The following is a 22,006-nucleotide window of genomic DNA, read 5'->3' as shown; positions in this document are numbered from 1 at the left end:
GGACACGCCGGTCACCATGCCTTTGTCGGGACCACTGCTATGGATAGTGGCGATGGCAGGATCGCTGGAGTGCCAGCTCACGGCGTCGTCAGCGGTGACATCCAGCACCTGACCATTGGACAGAGTGACTTTCCCTGTGAGCCGTTCACTCCAGCCTGCTGGCAGGGTGGAGACGGTGGGGGTGATTTGTACTTCCGCCACAACTGCCTTGGTAATGGTCACTTTGGCAGTCGCGCTGAAGTGCTGTCCATTGGCCTCACCGGAAGCTGTGATGGTGACAGTCCCTGGGGACACGCCGGTCACCCTGCCTTTGTCGGCGCCACTGCTGCTGATGGTGGCGACGGCCGGGTCGCTGGAGCGCCAGCTCACGGCGTCGTCAGCGGTGACATCCAGCACCTGACCATCGGAAAGAAGGGCTTCCCCTGTGATCTGTTCACTCAAGCCAACCGGCAGAGAAGAAACGGCGGGGGTGATCTGTAGCTGGGTCACGACGGCATGGGTAATGGTCACCTCGGCAGTCGCGCTGAAGGACTGGCCATTGGCCTTGCCGGAGGCGGTAATGGTGACGGTTCCTGCGGAGACACCGGTCACCCTGCCTTTGTCGGCGCCACTGTTGCTGACGGTGGCAACGGCCGAGTCGCTGGAGCGCCAGCTCACCACGTCGTCAGCGGTGACATCCAGCACCTGACCATCGGAAAGAAGGGCTTCCCCTGTGAGCTGTTCACTCAAGCCAACGGGCAGAGAGGAAACGGCGGGGGTGATCTGTACCCGGGTCACGACGGCATCCGTGATGGTCACCTCGGCGGTGGCGCTGAAGTGCTGGCCATTGGCCTCACCGGAGGCGGTGATGGTGACGGTTCCTGCGGACACGCCGGTCACCCTGCCTTTGTCGGTGCCACTGCTGCTGATGGTGGCGACGGCCGGGTCGCTGGAGCGCCAGCTCACAAGGTCGTCAGCGGTGACATCCAGCACTTGGCCATCGGACAGAATGACTTCCCCTGTGAGCTGTTCACTCAAGCCAACCGGCAGAGAAGAAACGGCGGGGGTGATCTGTAGCTGGGCCACAACGGCATGGGTGATGGTCACCTCGGCCGTCGCGCTGAAGGATTGGCCATTGGCTTCACCGGAGGCAGTGATGGTGACGGTTCCTGCGGAGACGCCCGTCACCCTGCCTTTGTCGGTGCCACTGTTGCTGACGGTGGCAACGGCCGGGTCGCTGGAACGCCAGCTCACGGCATCGTCAGCGGTGACATCCAGCACCTGGCCATTGGACAGAATGACTTCCCCTTTGAGTTGTTCACTCAGGCCAACCGGCAGGGAGGAAACGGCGGGGGTGATCTGCAATCCGGATATGGAGATATCTGGTGGTATTACAGTGGATGAGTCATTGTTATTACCATTACAACCCAGTAATAAAAATGAGAAGAGTAGGGCGACATATGACCGTAACATCTTTGTCATAAGCAAGGTCCTCTATATTTATATTTTTGGAGCAAGCCAGAGGGCTTGGGCAATCATAAACAGGGGCGAGCTACAGCTATGCAAGGATGTGGGAAAGTACGAACAAAAAAGTATGTACGACGATCTTTAAGGCGGCTATGGTTGGTAACTCTATAATGTGACTGAATAATAACCTGAGATATTAATCACGACCAGCATTTTAAAAAATGTACTTTTGTTATTCCTTTTTGTTTGCTTTCAGCATGAATGAACTCTGAATGGAATTAGTTATATTTTCGCCTGAAATATCCTGTAACAAATTATATTGTTCGATGCATTCAACGTGCTTTTTGTTTAACTGGTTTTGATGAACTAACTCTGAATGAATTTTGCTAAATTCCCCTCAGACATATTTTGATACAATTTTTATGGGGGCCATTTTCAATCGGCTATTCATGTTTTGTGCCCTCCATATGGATGGGGGTCGTACGAAGAGCCGTATTCAATTGGCATGGTGTGCGGGGGGATGGGCGCGGCGCCTTTCCTGGCATGACATGCAGATCCCGATTCATCTTGTTTGCATTGCCTGTCGTGGAGGGGCGATTGTGCAGCGCCCCTGTCTGCCCCGTGGGCGACTGGGCTGACAGGGGCATTGTCAGCGCGTCGGCTCAGAGCCCCTGCCAGAGCGGCCAGCCGAGCCAGATCCCGAGCAGCAGCAACTGCCCCCAGACGATGGCCCAGAACCGCAGGCGGTAGCTCCCCTTCTGAGTCTTGTGGCGCAGCCACTGGCGGGCGACCAGGGCGCCGGGCCAGCCGCCGCACAGCTCAAGCAGGTGCAGGCGGGCCTCGGGCACGCGCCAGCCGCCACGAATGGCCTGGCGCTTGTCCCAGGCGTAGGCGACCAGGGTCAGCAGGCTCATCAGCAGGATCAGGGCCAGCGGCCACCAGTTGGCATCGTGCGCGCCGAGCCAGCCTGCCCAACCCAAAGGCAGCAGGGCAAGGGCCATCATGACAGGCACGCCTGATCCCGAGTCTCGCCCGGTTGTAGCGTGCGGATCACCCGGGCCGGATTGCCCACCGCCAGGGAGTCCGCCGGGATGTCCCGGGTGACCACGGCGCCAGCCCCTATGATGGAGCGGGGCCCTATGGTGACGCCTGGGCAGATGATGGCCCCGCCGCCAATCCAGCAGTCATCGCCGATCCGCACCGGCTTGTTGTAGGCGGTCCAGTTGCGTCGCTCCAGATGATCCATGGTGTGGGTGGCGGTGTAGATCTGCACGTTGGGGGCCAGCAACACATGGTTGCCGATGTGCACCTCGCCCACGTCGAGTATGGTGACGTTGAAGTTGAAGAAGGTCTTCTCGCCGATGTGGATGTTGCGGCCGAATTCGCAGGTGAAGGGGGTGCTGATCCAGCAGGAGTCGGGACAGTGGGCGAAGAGGTCGCGGCAGATCTGCTGGCGCAGGACGTGATCCCCCGCCGGTGAGGCGTTGAGTCGGCTCAGCAGCGCCTGGCCGCGAATGCGGTCGTTCGCTATCTCCTCGCTCTGGCTGTCCAGGGCGCCCCCAGCCAATAGCTTGTCCCAGTCGCTTGCCATGGTCATCTCCTCCTGCTGCAAGAGGGGGCAGTATACGCGACAAGGGGAAAGGGTGTCAGAGTGCCGGGCCCGTCAGGTGATCCCCGTCATCATGTCATCAGGACAAGGGGCAGGATGAGCAGGATGGAGACGAGGTAGGGGAGCAAGACCCGCCGCCCCAGGCTGCGTCCGCCAATCACCAGTGCCAGCACCCCTTTCACCAGGGAGTTGACCAGCCCGGCGAGCAGTATGCCCCTGGCCGCCACCTCCAGGGCCAGCTCCTTCTGGGCGAGCTGGGAGAGGGAGAGGGTGATGGCGTCCACGTCCGTGATGCCGGAGACCAGCGACAGCAGATAGACCCCGGAGTTGCCCACCTTGCTTTGCAGCAGGGTGGCCATGAAGCCGATGAGGGCGAGCAGCAGACCGAACTTGATGGCGGTGGCGAGATCCAGCGGGTTGCGGGTTTCGGGCTGTACCGGGCCGTCCGGCATCTCTTCCCGCTGGCGCCAGAACCAGAAGGCAAAGCCGTAGACGATGGCTGCCAGCAGCAGCAGGGGGGCGGCCAGACGCAGCGCCAGCTCTCCGTGGATGATCAGCACCAGTGCCAGCAGCCTGAGCCACATGGTGGCTCCCGCCAGCAGAATGCCGGTGGCCAGCAGCCGCTCCAGCCCTCCCTGCTCCTTGTTGAGGCGGGCAAATTGCAGGGTGAGGGCGGTGGAGGAGGCGAGCCCCGCCAGCATGCTGGTGAGCACCAGCCCGGAGCGGGTGCCGAGCAGGCGCACCGCGAAGTGACCACAGAACGAGATGCCGGCGATCACCACCACCATGAGCCAGATCTTGAAGGGATTGAAGGCATTGAGGGGACCCATCTCGGTATCGGGGAGCACCGGCAGCAGCACCAGGGAGATGAGCAGAAAGCGCAGGGTGGCGTGAAACTCCATTTCGCTCAAGAACAGCATTCCCTGCTGGATCTTGCCCTTGAGCCCCATCAGGAGGGCCGCCAGCACGGCGCAGGCCACTGCCTCGCTCGGGCTCTGCAGCACCGACATCAGCCCCAGCAGGTAGGTGAGCACCATGGCTACCGAGCTGGTGAGGCCGAACTCCCCCTGCCAGCGCTGGGCCAGCCAGACCGAGAGGCCGCACCCCGTCACCACGGTCAGCAGACCGAGCAGGGCCAGCCAGGCGCCCAGGGTGGGCAGCAGCAGGGCGCAGACCCCGCCGAGCAGACCGATGAGGCCATAGGTGCGCATCCCGGCGATGCGCTGGTTGTCTCCGAGCTGGCGCACCTGCCAGCCCCGCTCCAGCCCGATGATGAGCCCGATGGCCAGGGACACCAGGGCGCCGTAGACGGGCTCGGCCTCTATCCACATGGGTTTCTCCTCCCGCTGCCGTTTCAGTGAGGATGGCACAGGGCATCCCGGGGCAGGGGGAGCTGGCTCACAGAGCGGGTGTCCAGTCTGCCGGTGTCTTGCAAACAAAAAAAGGCGCCACCTGGAGGGGGCGCCTGGAAAGGTCAAACCTTGCGGTTTGCAGACCAACGGAACCAAAGATCACACACTTCACACTCAGCACTGCTGTGGGGGCAGGGCTCAACCCTGCCACTTGCCTCCTTCCACTATCACGTCGTTGGGATCGGTATCGGCGCTCAGTTTGTCACGCACATACCGGTCGTAGAGTTTGAGCAGGTACTTCTCTTCCCCCAGCTTGGCGAGACGGTCGTTGACCCAGTCACGCAGCTCGATATTGCCCTTCTTCACCGCCGGCGCGATGGGGTCTTCCGAGCCCAGTTTCTCGGGCAGCACCCGATAGCCCGGGTTCTCCTTGGCCCAGCTGAACAGTACCAGGTTGTCCTGGGCATAGGCGTCGCCACGGCCCTGGGCCAGCGCCTGCAGGGATTCGGTGTTCTTCTCGAACTTGAGCACCTTCCAGTCCGGGTGGTTGCGGGTCAGCCAGATGTCCGCCGTGGTGCCGGTAGTGACGATAAGCCGCTTGCCGGCCAGATCGTCGAGCTTCTTGGCGTCGCTGCCTTCCGGCACCAGCACCTGTACCGCCACTCGCAGGTTCGGGTTGGTGAAGTCCACCACCTGCCGCCGCTCCGGGGTCACAGTCATGTTGGCGAGGATGAGATCCACCTTGTCGCTCTGCAGGAAGGGGATGCGGCTGGCGGGCTCCACCGCCACGAACTCGACCTTGTTCTCGTCTCCCAGCAGGTCCTTGGCGAAACGGCGACCGAGGTCGGTGTCAAAGCCGACGTAGTTGCCCTTCTCGTCCACGTAGCCAAACGGGGGCTTGTCGGTGAAGACGCCGACGATGAGCTTGTCGCGGGCCTTGATCTTGGCGAGGGAACCGTCTTCTGCCTGGGCGGCGCCGCTGGCGAGGCCCAGGCCGATGAGGGCGCTAAACAGGACCGAGGTAATTATCTTCATGCTGACTCCTTTCGTTTGCTGACAGTTGTATAAGAAAACTTGGCGAGGAACTGGCGGGCACGCTGGCTGCGCGGGCTCTCGAAAAATTGATGGGGGGCGGCCTGCTCCAGGATGTGGCCGCCGTCCATGAAGACGATGCGATCCGCCACCGCCTGGGCGAAGGCCAGCTCGTGGGTGACGATGAGCAGGGTCATGCCGCTGCCGGCGAGATCCCGGATCACCTCCAGCACCTCCTGTACCATCTCGGGATCCAGCGCAGCGGTCACCTCGTCAAACAGCATCACCTGGGGGTTCATGCACAGGGCCCGCACGATGGCGATGCGCTGCTGCTGGCCGCCGGAGAGCTGGCGCGGATAGTCGTGGCGCCGCTCCCACAGGCCGATGCGGGTCAGCAGCTGCTCCGCCTGCAGCAGGGCCTCGGCCCGCTCCCGCTTCTGCACCTGCACAGGGCCGAGCAGCACGTTCTCCAGCACCGTCAGGTTGGGGAAGAGGTGATAGCTCTGGAACACCATGCCGATGCGCTGGCGCAGCCGCTGCCAGTCGGTGCTGGCATCCAGCAACTCTCCGTCGAAGCGAATGTCGCCCCCCTGAATGGGTTCGAGCCCGTTGAGAGTGCGTAGCAATGTGCTCTTGCCGCAGCCGCTCGGCCCCAGGATGACGATCACTTCCCCTGGGTTCACCGTGAGGCTGACCCCGTCCAGTACCCGGTGTTGGCCGAATTGTTTGCTGACAGCATTGAGCTCAAGCAGAGGTGTCATACCGCATTACCCCATTGTTGCTCCAGCCGGCGCGAGGCGAGCGAGAGCGGATAGCAGACCAGAAAGAAAAACAGGAACAGCAGACCGTAGATGAGCAGCGAGCCATAGGTGCGCTCGATGATCTGCTGGCCCACCTTGATCACCTCCACCACCCCGATCAGCACCGCCAGCGAGCTGGTCTTGATGATGCGGGTGTAGATGTTGATGGTCGGCGGCGTCAGCCGTTGCAGCGCCTGGGGCAGCAGCACGTGGCGATAGAGCTGCCAGCGGGAGAGCCCGAGCGCCAGGCCAGCCTCCTGCTGGCCGCGGGCGAGGGACTTGAGACCGCCGCGCACCACTTCGCCTACCTCGCTCGACCCCCACAGGGCCAGCACCAGCACGGCACACCAGAAGGCCGGGATATCCAGGCCAAAGAAGATCGGCAACCCGAAGAAGAAGAGGTAGAGCCAGACCAGCACGGGCACCACCCGAAACAGCTCGAGATAGACCCGCAGCACTCCCCGAGTCAGCCTTCCCCCCTGCTGGGCCAGCACGCCGTAACCGACCCCGCCCAGGGTGGCGAACAGGATGGCGAGCAGGGAGATGGCGAGGGTCTGACCCGCGCCCACCGCCAGCAGCGGCAGCGCCTGCGCCAACTGCTCAGTGACCGGACTGGCCATAGTGATCCCTCCCTTCTTGTGTATGGGTGACGAGTGACGGCGGCTGCAGCTGCAGGAAGATAAGTGCCCACATCGGGATCCTCGCCTGCATCAGCGATTCAGTGACCGAACTGACCATATTGATCCCTCCTTTCCTCTGCATGGGTGGCGAGTGAGGGTGGCAGCAGGACAATAGGTGTCTGCATCAGTTGCTCAATGACCGAACTGACCATGTTGCAGCCTCCTTTCAACGACGCGCAGGGCAAGGGAGAGCGGCAGAAAGATCAGCACGCACATCAAGGTCAGCACCGCCAGCATCTCGTAGGTCTTGTAGTAGAGGGCGATGTAGTTCCTGGTGGTGTAGAGCAGCTCGGGCACCGCCACTGCCGAGGCCACCGTGGTCTCTTTGAGCAGAAAGATGAAGTTGGCAAACAGCGCCGGCAGGCTGGCGAGCCAGGCCTGGGGCAGCTGGACGTGGCGCAGCAGCTGCCAGCGGGAGAGGCCGATGGCCCGGCCCGCTTCCAGCTGGCTGGGGGGGATTGCCTGAACGCCTGCACGCAGCGCCTCGGTCAGGTAACCGCCGCCGAGGAAGGTCATGGCGATCACCGCCGTGGCAAAGCCGGAGAGCGAGATGCCGAGCGCCGGCAGCCCGAAGTAGAGAAAGAACAGCTGGATCAAGAGCGGCGTGTTGCGGGCCAGCTCCACATAGGCGCGGAGCAGCCCGTTCAGCCAGGGCTTGTGCAGGCTTTGCAGCGTCACGTTGAGCAGCGCCACGACGAGCGAGGTGAGGATCACGATGGCGCCGAGCTGCAAGGTGACCCAGACCGATTGGCCGAACGCCGGCAGGGTGGTGAGAACAAAAGACCAGTCGAAGCTCATGCCGGGATCCTCCCGTCACGGCGCAGCCGCTGGGGCACGACCGTGATGGCGTCCGGGTACTTGATGCCGGCGCCGGTGTTGAGCACCACCACCCGCTCGCCCCCCCGTATCCAGCCCGCTTCCCGCAGCTGGCGGGCGGCGGCGAAGGCGGCCGCCCCTTCCGGGCAGACGAAGCTGCCTTCGCGCGCGGCGAGCTGGCGGATCTCGCGCTGGATGGCGCTATCGTCCACCGCGATGGCGCACCCCTCGGTGCGATAGAGGGCGTCCAGCACCAGAAAGTCCCCCAGCGCCTTGGGCACGTTGATGCCAAAGGCGAGGGTCTGGGAATCGGGCCAGAAGCGCGATTCGCGCTCCCCCTGCTGCCACGCCTGGACGATGGGGGCGCAGCCGCTCGCCTGCACCGCCACCAGTCGCGGCAGCGGCCCCTTGACCCAGCCCAGCTCCTGCAACTCCCGCAGCGCCTTGTAGATGCCGATGAGACCGACTCCGCCGCCGGTGGGGTAGAGGATGACGTCCGGCAGGGTCCAGCCGAGCTGCTCGGCGATCTCCAGCCCCATGGTCTTCTTGCCCTCGATGCGATAGGGCTCCTTGAGGGTGGAGGCATCGAACAGCCCCTGCTCGGCCACCGCCTCGGCCACCTGGCGACCGGCGTCGCTGATGAGGCCATCCACCAGATAGAGGCGGGCACCGGCCAGCGAGGTCTCCAGTCTTGTGATGGCGGGTGCCGCCTGGGGCATGACTATGGTGCTGCGCAAGCCGGCGCGGGCGCCGTAAAGCGCCCAGGCCGCACCGGCGTTGCCGTTGGTGGGCATGGCGAAGTGGGTGATGCCGAGCTCCCGGGCGCGGGAGACGCCGACCGCGGCGCCGCGGGCCTTGAAAGAACCGGTGGGGATGATGCTCTCATCCTTCATCCAGAGATCCGGAATGCCGATCTGTTTGCCGAAAGCGGGCAGGGGCAGCAGAGGGGTGAAGCCTTCCCCCAGGGTGATCACCTGGGCGGGGTCGCGCACCGGCAGCAGCTCGTGGTAGCGCCACAGGCTGGCGGGGCGGCCCAGCAGCGCGGCCGGGTGCCAGGCCTGCTTCAGGGCCTCGAGGTCGTAGCTGGCCAACAAGGGGGCACCGACCGGGCTCAACTGCTGGGGCTGATCGGCATCCACTATCTCGCCGGTCTTGCTGCAACGCAGATGTGATAGGTAGCTGTACGGCATGCTTTATCCTGAATGGCTCACGTTGGCTGGTGTCTTATTCCATCCTGTGACCCAAGGGCCGGATAACAAACAAAATAAAGCGGCAAACTTAAGCGAAAAAATTCATATGGCTCCCCCGTGCCGACGGGCCACCCTCTGCCACCGGTCGGGGGGTTGGGCCATCCGGCGCGCTTTGTTAACCTGCCCGCTCACTCAAACCGCAGGGAGCCGCCTCGATGCGAGCCATTGTCAGCCTGCTGGCCCTGTCACTGCTCTGTGCGTGCAGCGGCCAGCCAACCAGAGAGGATGCCATGTCAGGGAATACGCGCCTTCACTACCCCGTCACTCGCCAGGGTGAGCAGGTGGATCACTATTTCGGCCAGGCCGTGGCCGACCCCTATCGCTGGCTGGAGGATGATCGCAGCCCCGAGACCGAGGCCTGGGTCAAGGCCCAGAACCGGGTGACTCAGGGTTACCTGGCGCAGATCCCGTATCGCGCCGCCATCAAGGAGAAGCTGGCCGCCTCCTGGAACTACGCCAAGGAGGGGGCACCGTTTCGCGAGGGGCGCTACCACTACTTCTTCAAGAACGACGGCCTGCAGAACCAGAACGTGCTGTGGCGCCAGCAGGAGGGCAAGCCGGCCGAGGTGTTCCTCGATCCCAATACCCTCAGCCCCGACGGCACCACGGCGCTGGATCAGCTGAGCTTCTCCCGCGATGGCCGCATCCTGGCCTACTCCTTGTCGCTGGCCGGCAGCGACTGGCGCGAGATCCACCTGATGGACGTAGAGAGCAAGCAGCCGCTGGAGGCGCCCCTCAAGGACGTGAAGTTCAGCGGTATCAGCTGGCTCGGCAACGAGGGCTTCTTCTACTCGAGCTACGACAAGCCCGACGGCAGCGAGCTGTCGGCCAGGACCGATCAGCACAAGGTCTATTTCCACCGGCTCGGTACGGCGCAGGAGGATGACCGACTGGTGTTCGGCGCCATCCCGGCCCAGCACCACCGTTACGTGGGGGCGACCGTCACCGAAGATGACCGCTTCCTGCTTATCTCGGCGGCGAACTCCACCTCAGGCAACCGCCTCTATGTGAAGGATCTGAGCCAGGAGAACGCGCCGCTGCTGACGGTGCAGGGGGATGTGGATGCGGACGTGAGCCTGGTGGACAACAAGGGCAGCACCCTTTACCTGCTGACCAACCGGGACGCCCCCAACGGCCGGCTGGTGACGGTGGATGCCGCCAACCCGGGCCCGGCCCACTGGCGGGATCTCATCCCCGAGCGTCAGCAGGTGCTGACGGTGCACAGCGGCAGCGGCTATCTGTTTGCCGAGTACATGGTGGATGCCACCGCCCGGGTCGAGCAGTTCGACTACGAGGGCAAGCGGGTGCGCGAGGTGGCGCTGCCCGGCCTTGGCAGCGTCAGTGGCTTCAACGGCAAGCACGACGACCCCGCCCTCTACTTCGGCTTCGAGCACTATGCCCAGCCGCCGACCCTCTACCGGTTCGAGCCCAAGAGCGGCGCCATCAGCCTCTATCGGGCCTCGGCGGCGCCGTTCAAACCGGAGGATTACGTCTCCGAGCAGCGCTTCTACCAGAGCAAGGACGGCACCCGGGTGCCGCTCATCATCAGCTACCGCAAGGGGCTCAAGCTTGATGGCAGCAACCCGACCATCCTCTATGGCTACGGCGGTTTCGACGTGAGCCTGACCCCGAGCTTCAGCGTGTCGGTGGCCAACTGGCTGGATCTGGGGGGCGTCTATGCGGTGGCCAACCTGCGCGGGGGCGGCGAGTACGGCCAGGCCTGGCACCTGGCGGGCACCCAGCAGAACAAGCAGAACGTGTTCGACGATTTCATCGCGGCGGCCGAGTACCTCAAGGCCGAGGGCTACACCCGCACCGATCGGCTGGCGATCCGAGGTGGCTCCAACGGCGGTCTGCTGGTGGGGGCGGTCATGACCCAGCGGCCGGATCTGATGCGGGTCGCCCTGCCGGCGGTGGGGGTGCTCGACATGCTGCGTTACCACACCTTCACCGCCGGGGCGGGCTGGGCCTATGACTATGGCACCAGCGCCGACAGCGAGGCGATGTTCGACTACCTGAAGGGCTACTCGCCGCTGCACAACGTCCGGACCGGGGTCAGCTACCCCTCGACCCTGGTGACCACGGCGGATCACGACGATCGGGTGGTGCCAGCCCACTCCTTCAAGTTTGCCGCCACCCTGCAAGCCGACAATGCCGGCCCCCATCCCCAGCTCATCCGCATCGAGACCAATGCCGGGCACGGGGCGGGCACGCCGGTGGCCAAGCTTATCGAGCAGAGTGCGGACATCTATGCCTTCACTCTGTACGAGATGGGCTATCAGCAGTTGCCGCGTCAGCCTTGACCCGGGCGAGGCGGGCGTCAGCCATCCACTATCATCAGGGCCCTGCGGGGCCCTTTTTATTGCCGCGTGTTTGAACGTGGGCCTGCGACCATCCCTGTCTCGCCGCTGGTCCGTTTTGGCAGACGGGCCCCATCTGTCATCCCCCCGGTGGTATAGTCAGCCACAAGATCCGCATTCAAGGAGTCCATCGTGAAGAAGATCATCTACATCCTGCTGGGGTTGGCGCTGGCGGCCGTGGTGGCCATCGCCGCCCTGGTGTCCCTCATCGATCCCAACCAGTTCAAGCCCCAGCTGGTGGAACAGGTGCGCAAGAGCACCGGCCGCGAGCTGGTGATACAAGGGGATATCGGCTGGCGTTTCTGGCCAAGCCTGGGCCTCTCCCTCGAGAAGGTGGCGCTACGCAACCCCGCCGGCTTTGCCGAGCCCGACCTGGTGCGATTCGAGCAGGGTGAGGCCTCGGTAGGCTTGCTGCCGCTGCTCTCCCACAAGCTTGAGATCGGCAAGGTGACCCTGAGCGGCGCCCATCTCTTTATCCAGACCAAGGCTGACGGCAGCTCCAACCTGAGGGAGCTACTCCAGGCCTCCGCCGACCCCAAGGAGGAGGCGGCCTCCGAGCCTGCCGCAACGACGCCCCCAGCCGCCAGTGACAAGCAGCCCTGGCAGATCAGCCTGCAAGGCATCGCGCTGGTGGATGCCAGCGCCCTGGTGCGGGACGACCGTAGCGGTACCGTCTCCCGGCTCGACAGGCTGGCTCTCGATCTGGGGCAGTTGACCCCGGGGGAGTGGGTACCGGTGACCCTGGCCGCCAAGGGGGCCCAGGGTGAGCTGGCGTTTGATCTCAAGGGGTCGGCCCAGCTCAAGCTGGCGTCCTATGCCAGCCGCAGCGAGCTGAAAGATGTCGCACTGGCGGGGAGCCTGAGCGAACCGACCCAGCGGCTGGATGCCTTCTCCCTCAAGGCCGATCGGCTGGCACTGGGGCAGTGGAGCAGCCTCACCCTCAGTCTGCAAGGGGCACAGGGGGCAGCGAACAAGCCGACCCTGGCCGGTACGCTGGAGGGGACCCTCAAGGCGCGGCTCGATGAAAACCGGCAACTGCTGGAGCTGTCGGATGCCGTGCTGGCCGCCAAGCTCAGCGGCGATGCCCTGCCACGCCCACAGATGCAGCTCAAGCTCGCTGGCTTTGCCCGCGCGGAGCTCGACAAGCAGGCCGTCACCCTCAGCAACCTGGTGATGGGGGTGGATGATGCTCTGCTGAGAGGCAACGGCGCTGTTCGTCTGGGGGCCGTACCCAAAGTGGACTTTGACCTCAAGGGGGACAAGCTCGACCTGGACAGTTGGCTGGGTCAGCCAGCCAGGGCGGCGCCCGCTGCGGCCACGTCGGGGGCGGCTGTACCGGCCGGAGCAAAGGAGCAGGCTGCGGCGCCTGCCGCCCAGGCGCTCTCCACGGTAGAGCCTGATCTGACCGCCCTCAAGTCGGTGGACCTGTCTGGCCGCCTGCAACTGGGTAGCCTGCGCCTCAAGGGGCTGGATCTGAGCGCCGTCGATCTGCAACTGGCCCTGGCCGGTGGTCAGCTCACCCTCAAGCAGTTCAGTGCCGGGGTGGCCGGCGGCAAGGTGACCGCCAGCGGTCTGCTCGATGCCCGTCAGCAACCCGCCCGCTATCAGGTGCACAAGCGGGTGCAGGGGGTCGATGTGCGGCCCCTGCTGCAGACCCTGGCCCAGACCGACCTGCTGGAAGGCAAGGGGGATCTGGAGGTTGAGGCGCAGGGCTCAGGCCTCTCCGAGCAGGCGCTGCGCAGCCGGATGCAGGGCAAGGTGAACCTCAAGTTGAGCGATGGCGCCCTGCACGGCATCAACCTGGCGGAGATGATCCGCGAGGCGCGGGCCACCCTGACCGGCAAGGGGGCGGATCAGGTGAAGGAGGTGCGCAAGACCGACTTCAGTGCCCTCACCGCCAGCTTCCAGATTGCCAATGGCGTTGCCAGGAGCGACGACATCCAGCTCTTTGCCCCCGCCCTGCGAGTGAAGGGGCAGGGCCAGACCGCCCTGGTGCCGGAGACCCTCGACTTCCTGTTCCTCACCTCCGTGGTGGAGAGCAGCAAGGGGCAGGGGGGCAAGACGGTGGATGAGCTCAAGGACATCACCATACCGGTGCGCATCGGCGGCCACTGGCAGGCGCCGAGCTACAAGCTCGACGTGAAGGCACTGCTCAGCAACAACAAGGTGCTGGAGGAGAAGGCCCGCAAGGAGGCCGAGCGCGGTCTCAAGAAGCTGCTGGGTGACAAGGCCGACAACGAAGGGGTGAAGGGGGTGGCGGACCAGCTGCTCAAGGGCCTGTTCAAATAGCCAGCCTCCCGTTGTTGTCATCAAGAGCCCGCCCCGTGCGGGCTCTTTGCTGTGGTGCCGGGCGTCACGGGACGAGGTGTGGTCGTCAACATGAGGTACTATGCGAAGCAGTCATCGAAACCGGGAACCAGGAGGGTTCATGAACAAACGGGTGCTGATCACCGGCGGTGGCAGAGGTATCGGGGCCGCGACAGCCCGCTATCTGGCGGCGCAGGGTTACCATCTCTGTCTCAACTATCGTCAGGACAGGGCGTCCGCCGAGGCGGTGGTGGCCGAGATCCTGGCCACCCATCCGGTCGAGTGCATTGCGGTGCAGGCCGATGTCAGCGTGGAGGCCGAGGTGGTGCGCCTGTTCGAGGAGATGGACGCGCGGCTCGGCCCCGTTACCCACCTGGTGAACAACGCCGGCAGGTTGCAGCCCCAGATGCGGGTGCTGGAGATGAGCGCAGAGCGCATCAACCAGACCCTGACCACCAATGTCACCAGCTGCTTTCTCTGCTGCCGCGAGGCGGTGCGCCGCATGACGGCGGGGGGCGCCATCGTCAACGTCTCTTCCGCCGCTGCCCGGCTGGGCTCCCCCGGGGAGTACGTGGATTATGCCGCCGCCAAGGGGGCCGTCGACGTGCTGACCAGAGGCTTGTCGCTGGAGCTGGCGGCCCAGGGGATCCGGGTCAACGGGGTGCGTCCGGGTTTCATCTACACCGACATGCATGCCGACGGCGGCGAGCCCGGCCGGGTGGACAGGATCAAGGGGGCCATTCCGCTGCAACGGGGCGGCGAACCCCGTGAGGTAGCGGCCGCCATCGCCTGGCTGCTGTCGGACGAGGCCTCCTATGCCACCGGCACCTTTATCGATGTGGCGGGCGGGCGCTAGGTCATCTTCAACAAGCCTTTCGTCAACGAGAAGGGGCGCCATGGCGCCCCTTCTGCTTATTCTCCCAGCAGCTGTTGCCAGACCGCCAGCACATGGCCCCGCTCTCGCCGCAACTGATCGTCCCCCACCTTGCGGGAGATCTCCGAGAGATTGAGGCGATGGCCGAGGTTGCGGATCTCCAGATAGGCCTGCTTGAGCCCCTCCGCCTGCTCCAGTGTGAGTACCCCCGCCATCACGCACTCATCGAAGATGCGCACATTGTCTGACCAGCGGGTGAGGGCGTCCGGCTCACCGCAGGCATGGGCCAGCACCAGGTACTGGGCGATGAACTCGATGTCCACCATGCCGCCGGGGGACTGCTTGAGATCGAACTCTCCCTCTCCCGCTTTGAGCAGGTGATCCCGCATCTTCTGGCGCATCTCCCGCACTTCGCGGGCCAGGGTGGGCAGATCCCGCTCCTTGGCCAGCACGTCGCGGCGGATGCGGGCAAATTCGGCGACCACGGCATCATCGCCATAGATGGGACGGGCTCGCACCAGGGCCTGATGCTCCCAGGTCCAGGCTTCCTGTTGCTGGTACTGCTCATAGGCCGACAGCGATGAGACCAGCAGGCCTGCGTCGCCGGAGGGGCGCAGCCGCATGTCGATCTCGTAGAGGATGCCGGACGGAGTGCGGGTGCTGAACAGATGCAGGATCCGTTGGGCCAGGCGCAGGTAGAACTGGCGGCTGTCGATGGGCTTGCGACCGTCGGTGTAGCTGTTGGGGTCGCCGCCGTGCAGGAACACCAGATCGAGATCCGAGCCGTAGCCGAGTTCGATGCCCCCCAGCTTGCCGTAGGCCACCACCGCAAAGCCGCGCTCACCGCTCACCGCCACCTCGGGCGGCACCCCGTAGCGTTCGCTCATCTGGGCCCAGGCCTGATTGACCACCTCCTCGGTGATCGCCTCCGCCAGCCAGGTGAGGTGGTCGCTCACCTTCATCAGCGGCAGGGCACCGGCGATGTCGGCGGCGACGATGCGCAGGAGCTGCACCTGCTTGAACTGGCGCAGCGCCTCCATCTGCTGCTCCACGTCCTCCTCGGGGATGCGCAGCAGGAACTGGCGCAGCTGGGGCTTGTACTGATCGAGCGGGGTGGGATGGTAGAGGTGCTGGGGATCCAGCAGCTCGTCCAGCAGGATGGGGTAGCGGGCCAGCTGCTCGCTCACCAGGTTGCTCTCGTCACACAGGCGCACCAGCTGGCGCAGGGCGGCAGGGTTTTCCGCCAGCAGTTGCAGATAGGCGCTGCGGGTGAAGATGCGGGTCAGCAGGGTGCAGACCCGCTCGAACAGGCGGGCAGGCTCGCGGCTCGCCACCACCAGGCGCAGCAGCTCCGGCATCAGCCAGTCCAGGGCGATGCGCCCCTGAGGCCCCACCTGACGGCGCTTGTACTCCTCCTTGAAACGCAGCAGGGCGGCGCAGAGGGGGGCGGGCTCCACCACTCCCTGCGTGGTCAGCAGTTTTTCCAGCTCGGCGGCATCAAGCTCGGTGCGCCAGAGATCGAGCCAGAGCTGTTCCAGGTGGGCGGGGGCCTCCTTCTCTTCCCCCACCACGGCGACGAACTCCTGATGGACGGCGGCCATCTCCTCATTGAGGTGGGCCATGAAGGCGTCCCAGTCCGTAAAGCCGAGGGTGGCGATGAGCCGCTGGCGATCCCGATCCTCGGTGGGCAGAGTCTGGGTCTGCTGATCGCCGATCTCCTGCAAGATGTTTTCCACCCGGCGCAGGAAGCGATAGGCGGTGAGCAGGCGTTCGCACTGGCTCCCCTCCAGGGCACCCCCCTGGGCGATGGCGGCCAGCGCCTCGGGCAGGTGGCGTACCCGCAGGGCGGGCTCGCGCCCGCCACGGATGAGTTGCAGCGCCTGGGCGATGAACTCCACCTCGCGAATGCCCCCGGCCCCCAGCTTGATGTTGCCCTCCAGTCCCTTGCGGCGCACCTCGGCGGCGATCATCGCCTTCATCTGGCGCAGGCCGTCGATGACGCCGAAGTCGATATAGCGGCGGAACACGAAGGGGCGCAGCAGTTCGGTCAGGGCCATGGCGTGTTCGCACTGGGGGCCCAGCACCCGCGCCTTGACCATGGCGTAGCGTTCCCAGTTGCGGCCGTGATGCTGGTAGTAGTCCTCCATGGCGGCGAAGGAGATGGCGAGCGGCCCCGCATCGCCAAAGGGGCGCAGCCGCATGTCGACCCGGAACACCTGACCATCCTGGGTGGGCTGGTGGAGGGCGTTGATGAGACGCTGCCCCAGCTTGATGAAGAACTGCTGATTGGCGAGCTCCCGCCGCCCGCCAACGGTGTAGCCGTTCTCGGGGAAGGTGAAGATAAGGTCGATGTCCGAGGAGAAGTTGAGCTCGCCGCCGCCGAGCTTGCCCATCCCGAGGATGAGCAGCGGCTGGGGGTTACCATCGCCGTCCATGGGGGTGCCCAGCTCGCTGCACTGTTTGGCGTAGAGCCAGTCGCGGGCTCCACAGATGAGGGCATCCGCCAGCTTGGTGAGATGGATGAAGCTCTCTTCGACCTCGGACTCCCCGAGCAGCTCGCGCCAGGCGATCACCAGCATGCGGCTGCGGCGGAACTGGCGCAGGATGCGCTTGAGCGCCTCCTCGTCCGCGACCTCGGCGAGCAGGGCTGCGAGTTCAGGTTCATAGGCGGGCCAGCGCTCGGCCCGGGTCAGTGCGTCCGATGCCAGGGTCTCGGCCAGCAGCCCCGGTTGCTTGATGAGGGAGTCAGCGACAAAGTCGGAGAGGCCGAGCAGGGTCAGCAGGGTCTGGCGGGTGGGCTCGGGCAGTGCGTCATACTGGGGCGCCAGGGCGAGCAGCCGCTGCCAGTGGCGCAGGGCCTGCTCCTGCAACAAGGGAGAGAAGGCGGAGAAAGAGGGAGAGTGCTGGGCCACGGTTGCCATCCTTGTGGTTGACGAGTCTGCAGGGAGAGTGAAATGCCGGCTGCCAATCTAGCACTCCCGGGCGCTGGCGTCACAGCGCCGCTGCCCGGAAGGTGATCCGGCGACGGATCTGGCGATCGGCCGGGCTCAGGGACGCCGGTAGATCTCGGGGTCGTAGATTTCCATCAGGCTGCCGGGGCTTCTCGGCGGCACAAAACCGAAGCCGGCGTAGAGGCCGTGGGCATCGGAGGTGGCGAGAGAGAGACGGCGCAGCCCTTGCAGCTCCGGGTGGGCGAGGATGGCTGCCACCAGGGCCTTGCTGTGGCCGCGCCCGCGATGTTCGGGCAGCACGAAGACGTCGGCGAGATAACCGAAGGTGGCCTTGTCGGTGATGACCCGGGCGAAGGCGACCTGCTGGCCGTCGAGATAGGTTCCGAAGCACAGGGAGTGGTTGATGGCCCGCTGCAGGGTAGCGAGGGGAATGCCGAGGCACCAGTAGGCCTCTTCACTGAGGAAACGGTGAATGAGCGGGACGTCGAGGCGCCCCTTGTCGTCGCTTATCTCAAGCGCACGTTCTGTGGTCTGCATCCTGGCTCCTTGCCGTGATGAAAAAAGAAAGGCCCCTAAGGGGGCCTTCCAGTGTACTCAAATCACGACCTCAGGCCAGCCTGAAGGTTTGACGATGGGCGCCAGCATCAGGCCAGCTTGAAGGCCTGGATATGGCTGTCCAGCGTCTGGCTGTGGTGTTCCACCAGTTCGGAGGCATCTTTCAGCTCCCGCAGCACCACGACGGAGCCTTCCACCACCTGTTTGACCTGCTCCAGGTTGGCATTCATCTCCTCGGCCACCGAGCTCTGCTGCTCGGAGGCGGCGGCGATCTGGCGGTTCATGTCGGCCACTCCCTGCACCCGCTGCACTATGGTGTCGAGCTGGGTACCAGCCTGGGTCACCTGCTCCACCCCCTTGTCCGCCTGCTGCACGCTCTCGGCCATCAGGCCGACGGCCTGGCGGGCGTTGCCCTGAAGCTGCTCGATCATCTTCTGGATCTCGACGGTGGCCGCCTGGGCACGGTTCGCGAGTTCGCGCACCTCGGAGGCGACCACGGCAAAACCGCGACCCGCCTCACCGGCGCGGGCGGCCTCGATGGCAGCGTTCAGGGCCAGCAGGTTGGTCTGCTCGGAGATGCTGCGGATGGTGTCCACCACGGAGCCGATGCGATCGACCCCGTGCTCCACTTCGTTGACCACGGTGGAGGAGCGCTGGATGTTGCCGGAGAGAGTGTCGATGGTGTTGACGGTAGCCGCCACGCAGCGGCTGCCCTCCTCGGCCAGCTGGCTGGTTTCGGCGGTGGCGTGGGACGCCTGCTCCGCGTGGTTGGCCACCTCTCGAATGGCACCCACCATCTGGCTCATGGCGCTGGCAAGCTGCTCAATCTGGGTGAACTCCTCGTTGATGGCCTCGTTCGCCTCATCCATGCAGAGAGTCACCTGGGAGGCGATCTCGTTGAGCTCCTTGCAGGCGGCACGCTGGGTCCCGAACACCTCCTTGAGGTTCTCCTGGGAGTGGGCCACCGCCTTGGCGATGTCGCCGAACTCGTCCCGGGACTTGAGCAGCACGCTGTGGCTGAGATCCTTGTTGGCGAAACGCTCCAGCAGCCCCACCAGGTAGTGGACCTGCTTGACCATGAGGCGGGAGCCGGTGAGCAGCAGCACCACGAAGACGACCCCCATGAGCGCCGTCTCCACCAGCCCGGTCCAGAGCAGGCGATCGGCGATGGTGTTGGCCATGGCGGCATCAATGCCCTCGCTGAGCAGGGTCGCTTCCAGGTTGCTGGCATCGAACCAGAGTTTGGCCAGCAGCAGCAGGGTGCTGAACACCATGAGCAGCACCACCTTGGGCACCAGTCGGATGTTGCTCATGCGCCTCTCCAGCGGGTTCAACTGCATAATTTTTCTCCTTTCAACGTCCATTATTCCTTTGCCGTCATAGCTATCGGCATTATCTTCCTTTTTATTAATTTGCACCGTGCTTAAAGTTGGAAAATGTATGCGACATCACTTAACTCATTTGCGTACCATGGATCTGCTGATGGGGTTTCTCTCCGTGATTTCGGTCTGCCTGGTGGCTGCTCGCTGGCTGGGGCACGGTGAACTGAGCCCCCAGACTTTGCAGCTCTTTTATGATGTCGACAGCCTGATCTGCTACTTCTTCCTCGCTCACTTCGCCTATGGCTGGGCGCGCGCCTCCGACAGGATGGCCTTCTTCAAGAGCAACTGGTTCTATCTGCCCGGCAGCCTGCCCATGGTGGAACAACTGCGCTGGGCGCGGCTCATCCAGCTGTGGCGGGTCTACCAGTTGCTCCGGGACAGACCGGATCTGCTGGCCATGTTCCGTCGTGAACGCAACGAAACCACCCTCTCCGGCATTCTCTTCCTCTTCTTCCTGTTGCTGGGGGTCGGCTCCGGCGTCATGTACTGGCTGGAAACGGGGCAACCCGGCAGCCAGATCCAGACTCCTTACGATGCCTTCTGGTGGACGCTGGTGACCCTCTCTACCGTGGGGTACGGGGATCTGGTGCCCAAGACGGAGGAGGGGCGCTTCGTCGCCAGCCTGCTGATCCTCTTTGGCGTGGGGTTGTTTGGCGCCCTCAGCGGCTTCATGGCCAGCCTGTTCGTCCATCCCGGCAAGACCAACGACGACACCGCGGTGTGGCGACGCCAACAGAGCGAACAGCAGGCGCAACTGCTCAAAGAGCTCAAAGCCCTGCGCGCCGAGGTGCAGGCGCTGAAACAGAAGTAGGTGCGACGTCTGGAATGGTCGCGTCGTAAACCGGCGGCGCTGCGAGACAGCTCTCACTCGGGGAGATGGCGCTTTTCTTTGCTTGTCCTTTGACCCGCAGGCGGCTTAACATTCGGCCTGCAACCTAATCCAACGAAGAGAATCGATCGACCATGCGCGCCCTTCTCGGGATCCTGATCTGCTTGTGTGCCCAACAGGCACTGGCCGATACCCGCTATGTTTCAGACAACATCTTTACCTATATCCACAACGGTCCGGGTACCCAGTACCGGATCCTCGGCAGCGTCAAGGCCGGTGAGCCGCTGGAGGTCAAGGCGGTGAACCAGGAGGCCGGATTCACCCAGGTGGTGGACGGTCGTGGCCGCGAGGGCTGGATCAAGAACAGCGAGCTGCAGGGGGAGATCAGCCTGCGTGAACGCCTTCCCCAGGTTCAGAAAGAGCTGGACGAAGCCAAGGCCCGTCTGCTGAACCTCAATGGTGACAACGAGAAACGCTTCGCCGAGAAGGATGGCAAGATCGCCGAGCAGAGCAAGGAGATCGCCAGCCTCAAAGCCCGTCTGGACAGCCAGAGCGCCGAGATGAGCAGCCTCAAGGAACAGAACGACGCCCTGACCCAGAGCTATGACAACCGTGAGCACGACATGCAGATGGACTGGTTCATCCGCGGTGGTGCCATGGTGGGGGGCGGCATCCTGCTCGGGATCCTCCTGCCCATGCTCCCGCGCCGTCGCAAGAGCAGCGAGCGCTGGATGAACTGATCGCACCGGCGGTCAACAGGATGAAAGGTCGCCAGAGGCGGCCTTTTTTCATGGTGTGTCTGGCGAGAAGAGGGCCATGTCGGGGGTCGCCATCGGCCCTTCCCGCTCGTAAGATGAGGCGAACGATCCTGTGCCGCGCGCATTCTCAACAAGAGCCTTCATCATATGTCATCAACTGAACAGGCCTTCTGGTTCGTGCTGGGGGGCGATCACCTCGTCCTGCTGGATGAACAGGGGCGCATTCCACAAGGGGCCCGCGCCGTTTTGCCCACCCATCTGCACACCGCCCCCTTCGAGCGCTTCGACGAGTGGGACGGCCTGCCTTGCCATCTGCTGGATCTGGGGGCTGAGGCGGAGACCGGGGCCATGGCCCCGCTGCGCCAGCTCATGGTGGCGGGGGACGAAGAGGGCTTTCGCCTCGCAGGACGAGCCTGGCAGCTCGCCACTTTTCGCCGCACCCACCGCTTCTGCGGCGAATGCGGTGCCCCCATGACTCCGAGGGAAGGGGAGTGGGCCCAGGGGTGTCATCATGGCCATGTCGTCTATCCGCGCATCTCCCCCTGCATCATCGTCGCGGTACGCAAGGGGCCGGCTATCTTGCTGGCAGCCCACCGCCGTCACTATCAGGCGGATGATCCCATGTATACCGTGCTGGCCGGCTTCGTGGAGGCAGGGGAGAATCTGGAGCAGTGCGTGGCGCGGGAGGTGTTCGAGGAGAGCGGCATCCGGGTGACCAATGTGCGTTACGTGGCGAGCCAGCCCTGGCCCTTCCCCCACAGCCTGATGATGGGCTTCACCGCCGACTACGAGAGCGGCGAGATCCGGGTGCAGGATGACGAACTGGTGGCGGCAGGCTTCTTTGAGGCTGACCGGCTGCCGCGCTTGCCCCCTCATGGCACCATAGCGCGCCGGCTCATCGAACAGTGCCTCGCCGAGGCGCGTTGAGGGAAAACAGGGGCGCTTGTATGCGCCCCCTCACATCTTTGCACTCCTGCGGCGATGTGCGGCGTCAGGGGCGCCCTC

18 protein-coding genes are annotated in these 22,006 nt (G+C 64.3%); 6 read left to right on the top strand and 12 right to left on the bottom strand.

The genetic code is table 11. The annotated features are described in order from the left end of the window. From AB5Y51_RS02725 to AB5Y51_RS02685, 9 genes are all read right to left on the bottom strand, one after another. Window positions 1-1,344 (bottom strand): Ig domain-containing protein (locus AB5Y51_RS02725; RefSeq protein ID WP_368178027.1); only part of this gene is annotated, 1,344 nt, incomplete at its 3' end. A 764-nt stretch (window positions 1,345-2,108) separates the two neighbouring features. Then, window positions 2,109-2,450: a DUF1294 domain-containing protein gene (locus tag AB5Y51_RS02720; protein WP_368178026.1), complete on the bottom strand. Its 342-nt coding sequence runs from the start codon at window positions 2,448-2,450 to the stop codon at window positions 2,109-2,111. Beyond that, complete coding sequence (locus AB5Y51_RS02715) at window positions 2,447-3,037, bottom strand: sugar O-acetyltransferase (protein WP_368178025.1); 591 nt, start codon at window positions 3,035-3,037, stop codon at window positions 2,447-2,449. Before AB5Y51_RS02715 ends, AB5Y51_RS02720 begins: the two co-directional genes overlap by 4 nt. Window positions 3,038-3,126: 89 nt before the next feature. Beyond that, window positions 3,127-4,386 (bottom strand): MgtC/SapB family protein, encoded by a 1,260-nt coding sequence (locus tag AB5Y51_RS02710; protein ID WP_042879655.1) that lies wholly within the window; start codon window positions 4,384-4,386, stop codon window positions 3,127-3,129. Between the two features lie 219 nt (window positions 4,387-4,605). Next, a complete protein-coding gene (locus AB5Y51_RS02705; protein ID WP_368178024.1) occupies window positions 4,606-5,442 on the bottom strand; it encodes a transporter substrate-binding domain-containing protein in 837 nt (278 codons plus the stop codon). Continuing rightward, a complete protein-coding gene (locus AB5Y51_RS02700; RefSeq protein WP_069651911.1) occupies window positions 5,439-6,200 on the bottom strand; it encodes an amino acid ABC transporter ATP-binding protein in 762 nt (253 codons plus the stop codon). The genes AB5Y51_RS02705 and AB5Y51_RS02700 overlap by 4 nt, the downstream gene beginning before the upstream one ends. Further along, window positions 6,197-6,859, bottom strand: coding sequence for an amino acid ABC transporter permease (locus AB5Y51_RS02695; RefSeq protein ID WP_368178023.1), 663 nt, complete (start codon window positions 6,857-6,859; stop codon window positions 6,197-6,199). The genes AB5Y51_RS02700 and AB5Y51_RS02695 overlap by 4 nt, the downstream gene beginning before the upstream one ends. 192 nt (window positions 6,860-7,051) lie before the next feature. After that, window positions 7,052-7,717, bottom strand: a complete 666-nt coding sequence (locus tag AB5Y51_RS02690) for an amino acid ABC transporter permease (protein ID WP_323932297.1) — start codon at window positions 7,715-7,717, stop codon at window positions 7,052-7,054. Further along, window positions 7,714-8,925: a threonine synthase gene (locus AB5Y51_RS02685; protein ID WP_201926446.1), complete on the bottom strand. Its 1,212-nt coding sequence runs from the start codon at window positions 8,923-8,925 to the stop codon at window positions 7,714-7,716. The genes AB5Y51_RS02690 and AB5Y51_RS02685 overlap by 4 nt, the downstream gene beginning before the upstream one ends. Before the next feature lie 215 nt (window positions 8,926-9,140). Between AB5Y51_RS02685 and AB5Y51_RS02680 the strand changes: the two genes are divergently transcribed. From AB5Y51_RS02680 to AB5Y51_RS02670, 3 genes are all read left to right on the top strand, one after another. After that, on the top strand, window positions 9,141-11,288 hold the full coding sequence (locus tag AB5Y51_RS02680) for a prolyl oligopeptidase family protein (protein WP_368178022.1): 2,148 nt from the start codon (window positions 9,141-9,143) through the stop codon (window positions 11,286-11,288). Window positions 11,289-11,477: 189 nt separating this feature from the next. After that, window positions 11,478-13,634: an AsmA family protein gene (locus tag AB5Y51_RS02675; protein ID WP_368178021.1), complete on the top strand. Its 2,157-nt coding sequence runs from the start codon at window positions 11,478-11,480 to the stop codon at window positions 13,632-13,634. A 139-nt stretch (window positions 13,635-13,773) separates the two neighbouring features. Then, window positions 13,774-14,508: an SDR family oxidoreductase gene (locus AB5Y51_RS02670; protein WP_041213919.1), complete on the top strand. Its 735-nt coding sequence runs from the start codon at window positions 13,774-13,776 to the stop codon at window positions 14,506-14,508. 56 nt (window positions 14,509-14,564) lie between these two features. On the opposite strand, the gene glnE is transcribed toward AB5Y51_RS02670, so the two are convergent. The 3 genes from glnE to AB5Y51_RS02655 form a co-directional block, all read right to left on the bottom strand. Beyond that, window positions 14,565-17,438: a bifunctional [glutamate--ammonia ligase]-adenylyl-L-tyrosine phosphorylase/[glutamate--ammonia-ligase] adenylyltransferase gene (gene glnE / locus AB5Y51_RS02665; RefSeq protein WP_368178020.1), complete on the bottom strand. Its 2,874-nt coding sequence runs from the start codon at window positions 17,436-17,438 to the stop codon at window positions 14,565-14,567. Between the two features lie 135 nt (window positions 17,439-17,573). Beyond that, entirely contained in the window at window positions 17,574-18,014 is a 441-nt protein-coding gene (locus AB5Y51_RS02660; protein WP_368178019.1) for a GNAT family N-acetyltransferase, read from the bottom strand. A gap of 107 nt (window positions 18,015-18,121) precedes the next feature. Then, the gene (locus AB5Y51_RS02655; protein ID WP_010675666.1) at window positions 18,122-19,372 is read right to left on the bottom strand and encodes a methyl-accepting chemotaxis protein; all 1,251 of its coding nucleotides are present in this window, start codon (window positions 19,370-19,372) and stop codon (window positions 18,122-18,124) included. Window positions 19,373-19,472: 100 nt separating this feature from the next. Here AB5Y51_RS02655 and AB5Y51_RS02650 point away from each other — a divergent pair, with 100 nt between their 5' ends. The 3 genes from AB5Y51_RS02650 to nudC all read left to right on the top strand — a co-directional run bounded on the left by AB5Y51_RS02650 (window position 19,473) and on the right by nudC (window position 21,928). Then, the gene (locus AB5Y51_RS02650) at window positions 19,473-20,225 is read left to right on the top strand and encodes a potassium channel family protein (protein WP_029314808.1); all 753 of its coding nucleotides are present in this window, start codon (window positions 19,473-19,475) and stop codon (window positions 20,223-20,225) included. A 152-nt stretch (window positions 20,226-20,377) separates the two neighbouring features. Beyond that, window positions 20,378-20,983, top strand: coding sequence for a TIGR04211 family SH3 domain-containing protein (locus AB5Y51_RS02645; RefSeq protein ID WP_010675664.1), 606 nt, complete (start codon window positions 20,378-20,380; stop codon window positions 20,981-20,983). 165 nt (window positions 20,984-21,148) lie between these two features. Beyond that, a complete protein-coding gene (nudC, locus tag AB5Y51_RS02640; protein WP_039040550.1) occupies window positions 21,149-21,928 on the top strand; it encodes an NAD(+) diphosphatase in 780 nt (259 codons plus the stop codon). The last annotated feature ends 78 nt before the right edge of the window (window positions 21,929-22,006 follow it).

The organism is Aeromonas sp. R7-1 (genome assembly GCF_040908115.1).
GTDB lineage: Bacteria > Pseudomonadota > Gammaproteobacteria > Enterobacterales > Aeromonadaceae > Aeromonas > Aeromonas caviae.
This window is presented reverse-complemented; position numbering and strand designations above follow the sequence as displayed.

Coding starts and splice junctions, on each gene's coding strand:
- AB5Y51_RS02720 (WP_368178026.1), bottom strand. CDS start 2,450: ATGATGGCCCTTGCCCTGCTGCCTTTGGGTTGGGCAGGCTGGCTCGGC.
- AB5Y51_RS02715 (WP_368178025.1), bottom strand. CDS start 3,037: ATGGCAAGCGACTGGGACAAGCTATTGGCTGGGGGCGCCCTGGACAGC.
- AB5Y51_RS02710 (WP_042879655.1), bottom strand. CDS start 4,386: ATGTGGATAGAGGCCGAGCCCGTCTACGGCGCCCTGGTGTCCCTGGCC.
- AB5Y51_RS02705 (WP_368178024.1), bottom strand. CDS start 5,442: ATGAAGATAATTACCTCGGTCCTGTTTAGCGCCCTCATCGGCCTGGGC.
- AB5Y51_RS02700 (WP_069651911.1), bottom strand. CDS start 6,200: ATGACACCTCTGCTTGAGCTCAATGCTGTCAGCAAACAATTCGGCCAA.
- AB5Y51_RS02695 (WP_368178023.1), bottom strand. CDS start 6,859: ATGGCCAGTCCGGTCACTGAGCAGTTGGCGCAGGCGCTGCCGCTGCTG.
- AB5Y51_RS02690 (WP_323932297.1), bottom strand. CDS start 7,717: ATGAGCTTCGACTGGTCTTTTGTTCTCACCACCCTGCCGGCGTTCGGC.
- AB5Y51_RS02685 (WP_201926446.1), bottom strand. CDS start 8,925: ATGCCGTACAGCTACCTATCACATCTGCGTTGCAGCAAGACCGGCGAG.
- AB5Y51_RS02680 (WP_368178022.1), top strand. CDS start 9,141: ATGCGAGCCATTGTCAGCCTGCTGGCCCTGTCACTGCTCTGTGCGTGC.
- AB5Y51_RS02670 (WP_041213919.1), top strand. CDS start 13,774: ATGAACAAACGGGTGCTGATCACCGGCGGTGGCAGAGGTATCGGGGCC.
- AB5Y51_RS02660 (WP_368178019.1), bottom strand. CDS start 18,014: ATGCAGACCACAGAACGTGCGCTTGAGATAAGCGACGACAAGGGGCGC.
- AB5Y51_RS02655 (WP_010675666.1), bottom strand. CDS start 19,372: ATGCAGTTGAACCCGCTGGAGAGGCGCATGAGCAACATCCGACTGGTG.
- AB5Y51_RS02650 (WP_029314808.1), top strand. CDS start 19,473: ATGCGACATCACTTAACTCATTTGCGTACCATGGATCTGCTGATGGGG.
- AB5Y51_RS02645 (WP_010675664.1), top strand. CDS start 20,378: ATGCGCGCCCTTCTCGGGATCCTGATCTGCTTGTGTGCCCAACAGGCA.
- nudC (WP_039040550.1), top strand. CDS start 21,149: ATGTCATCAACTGAACAGGCCTTCTGGTTCGTGCTGGGGGGCGATCAC.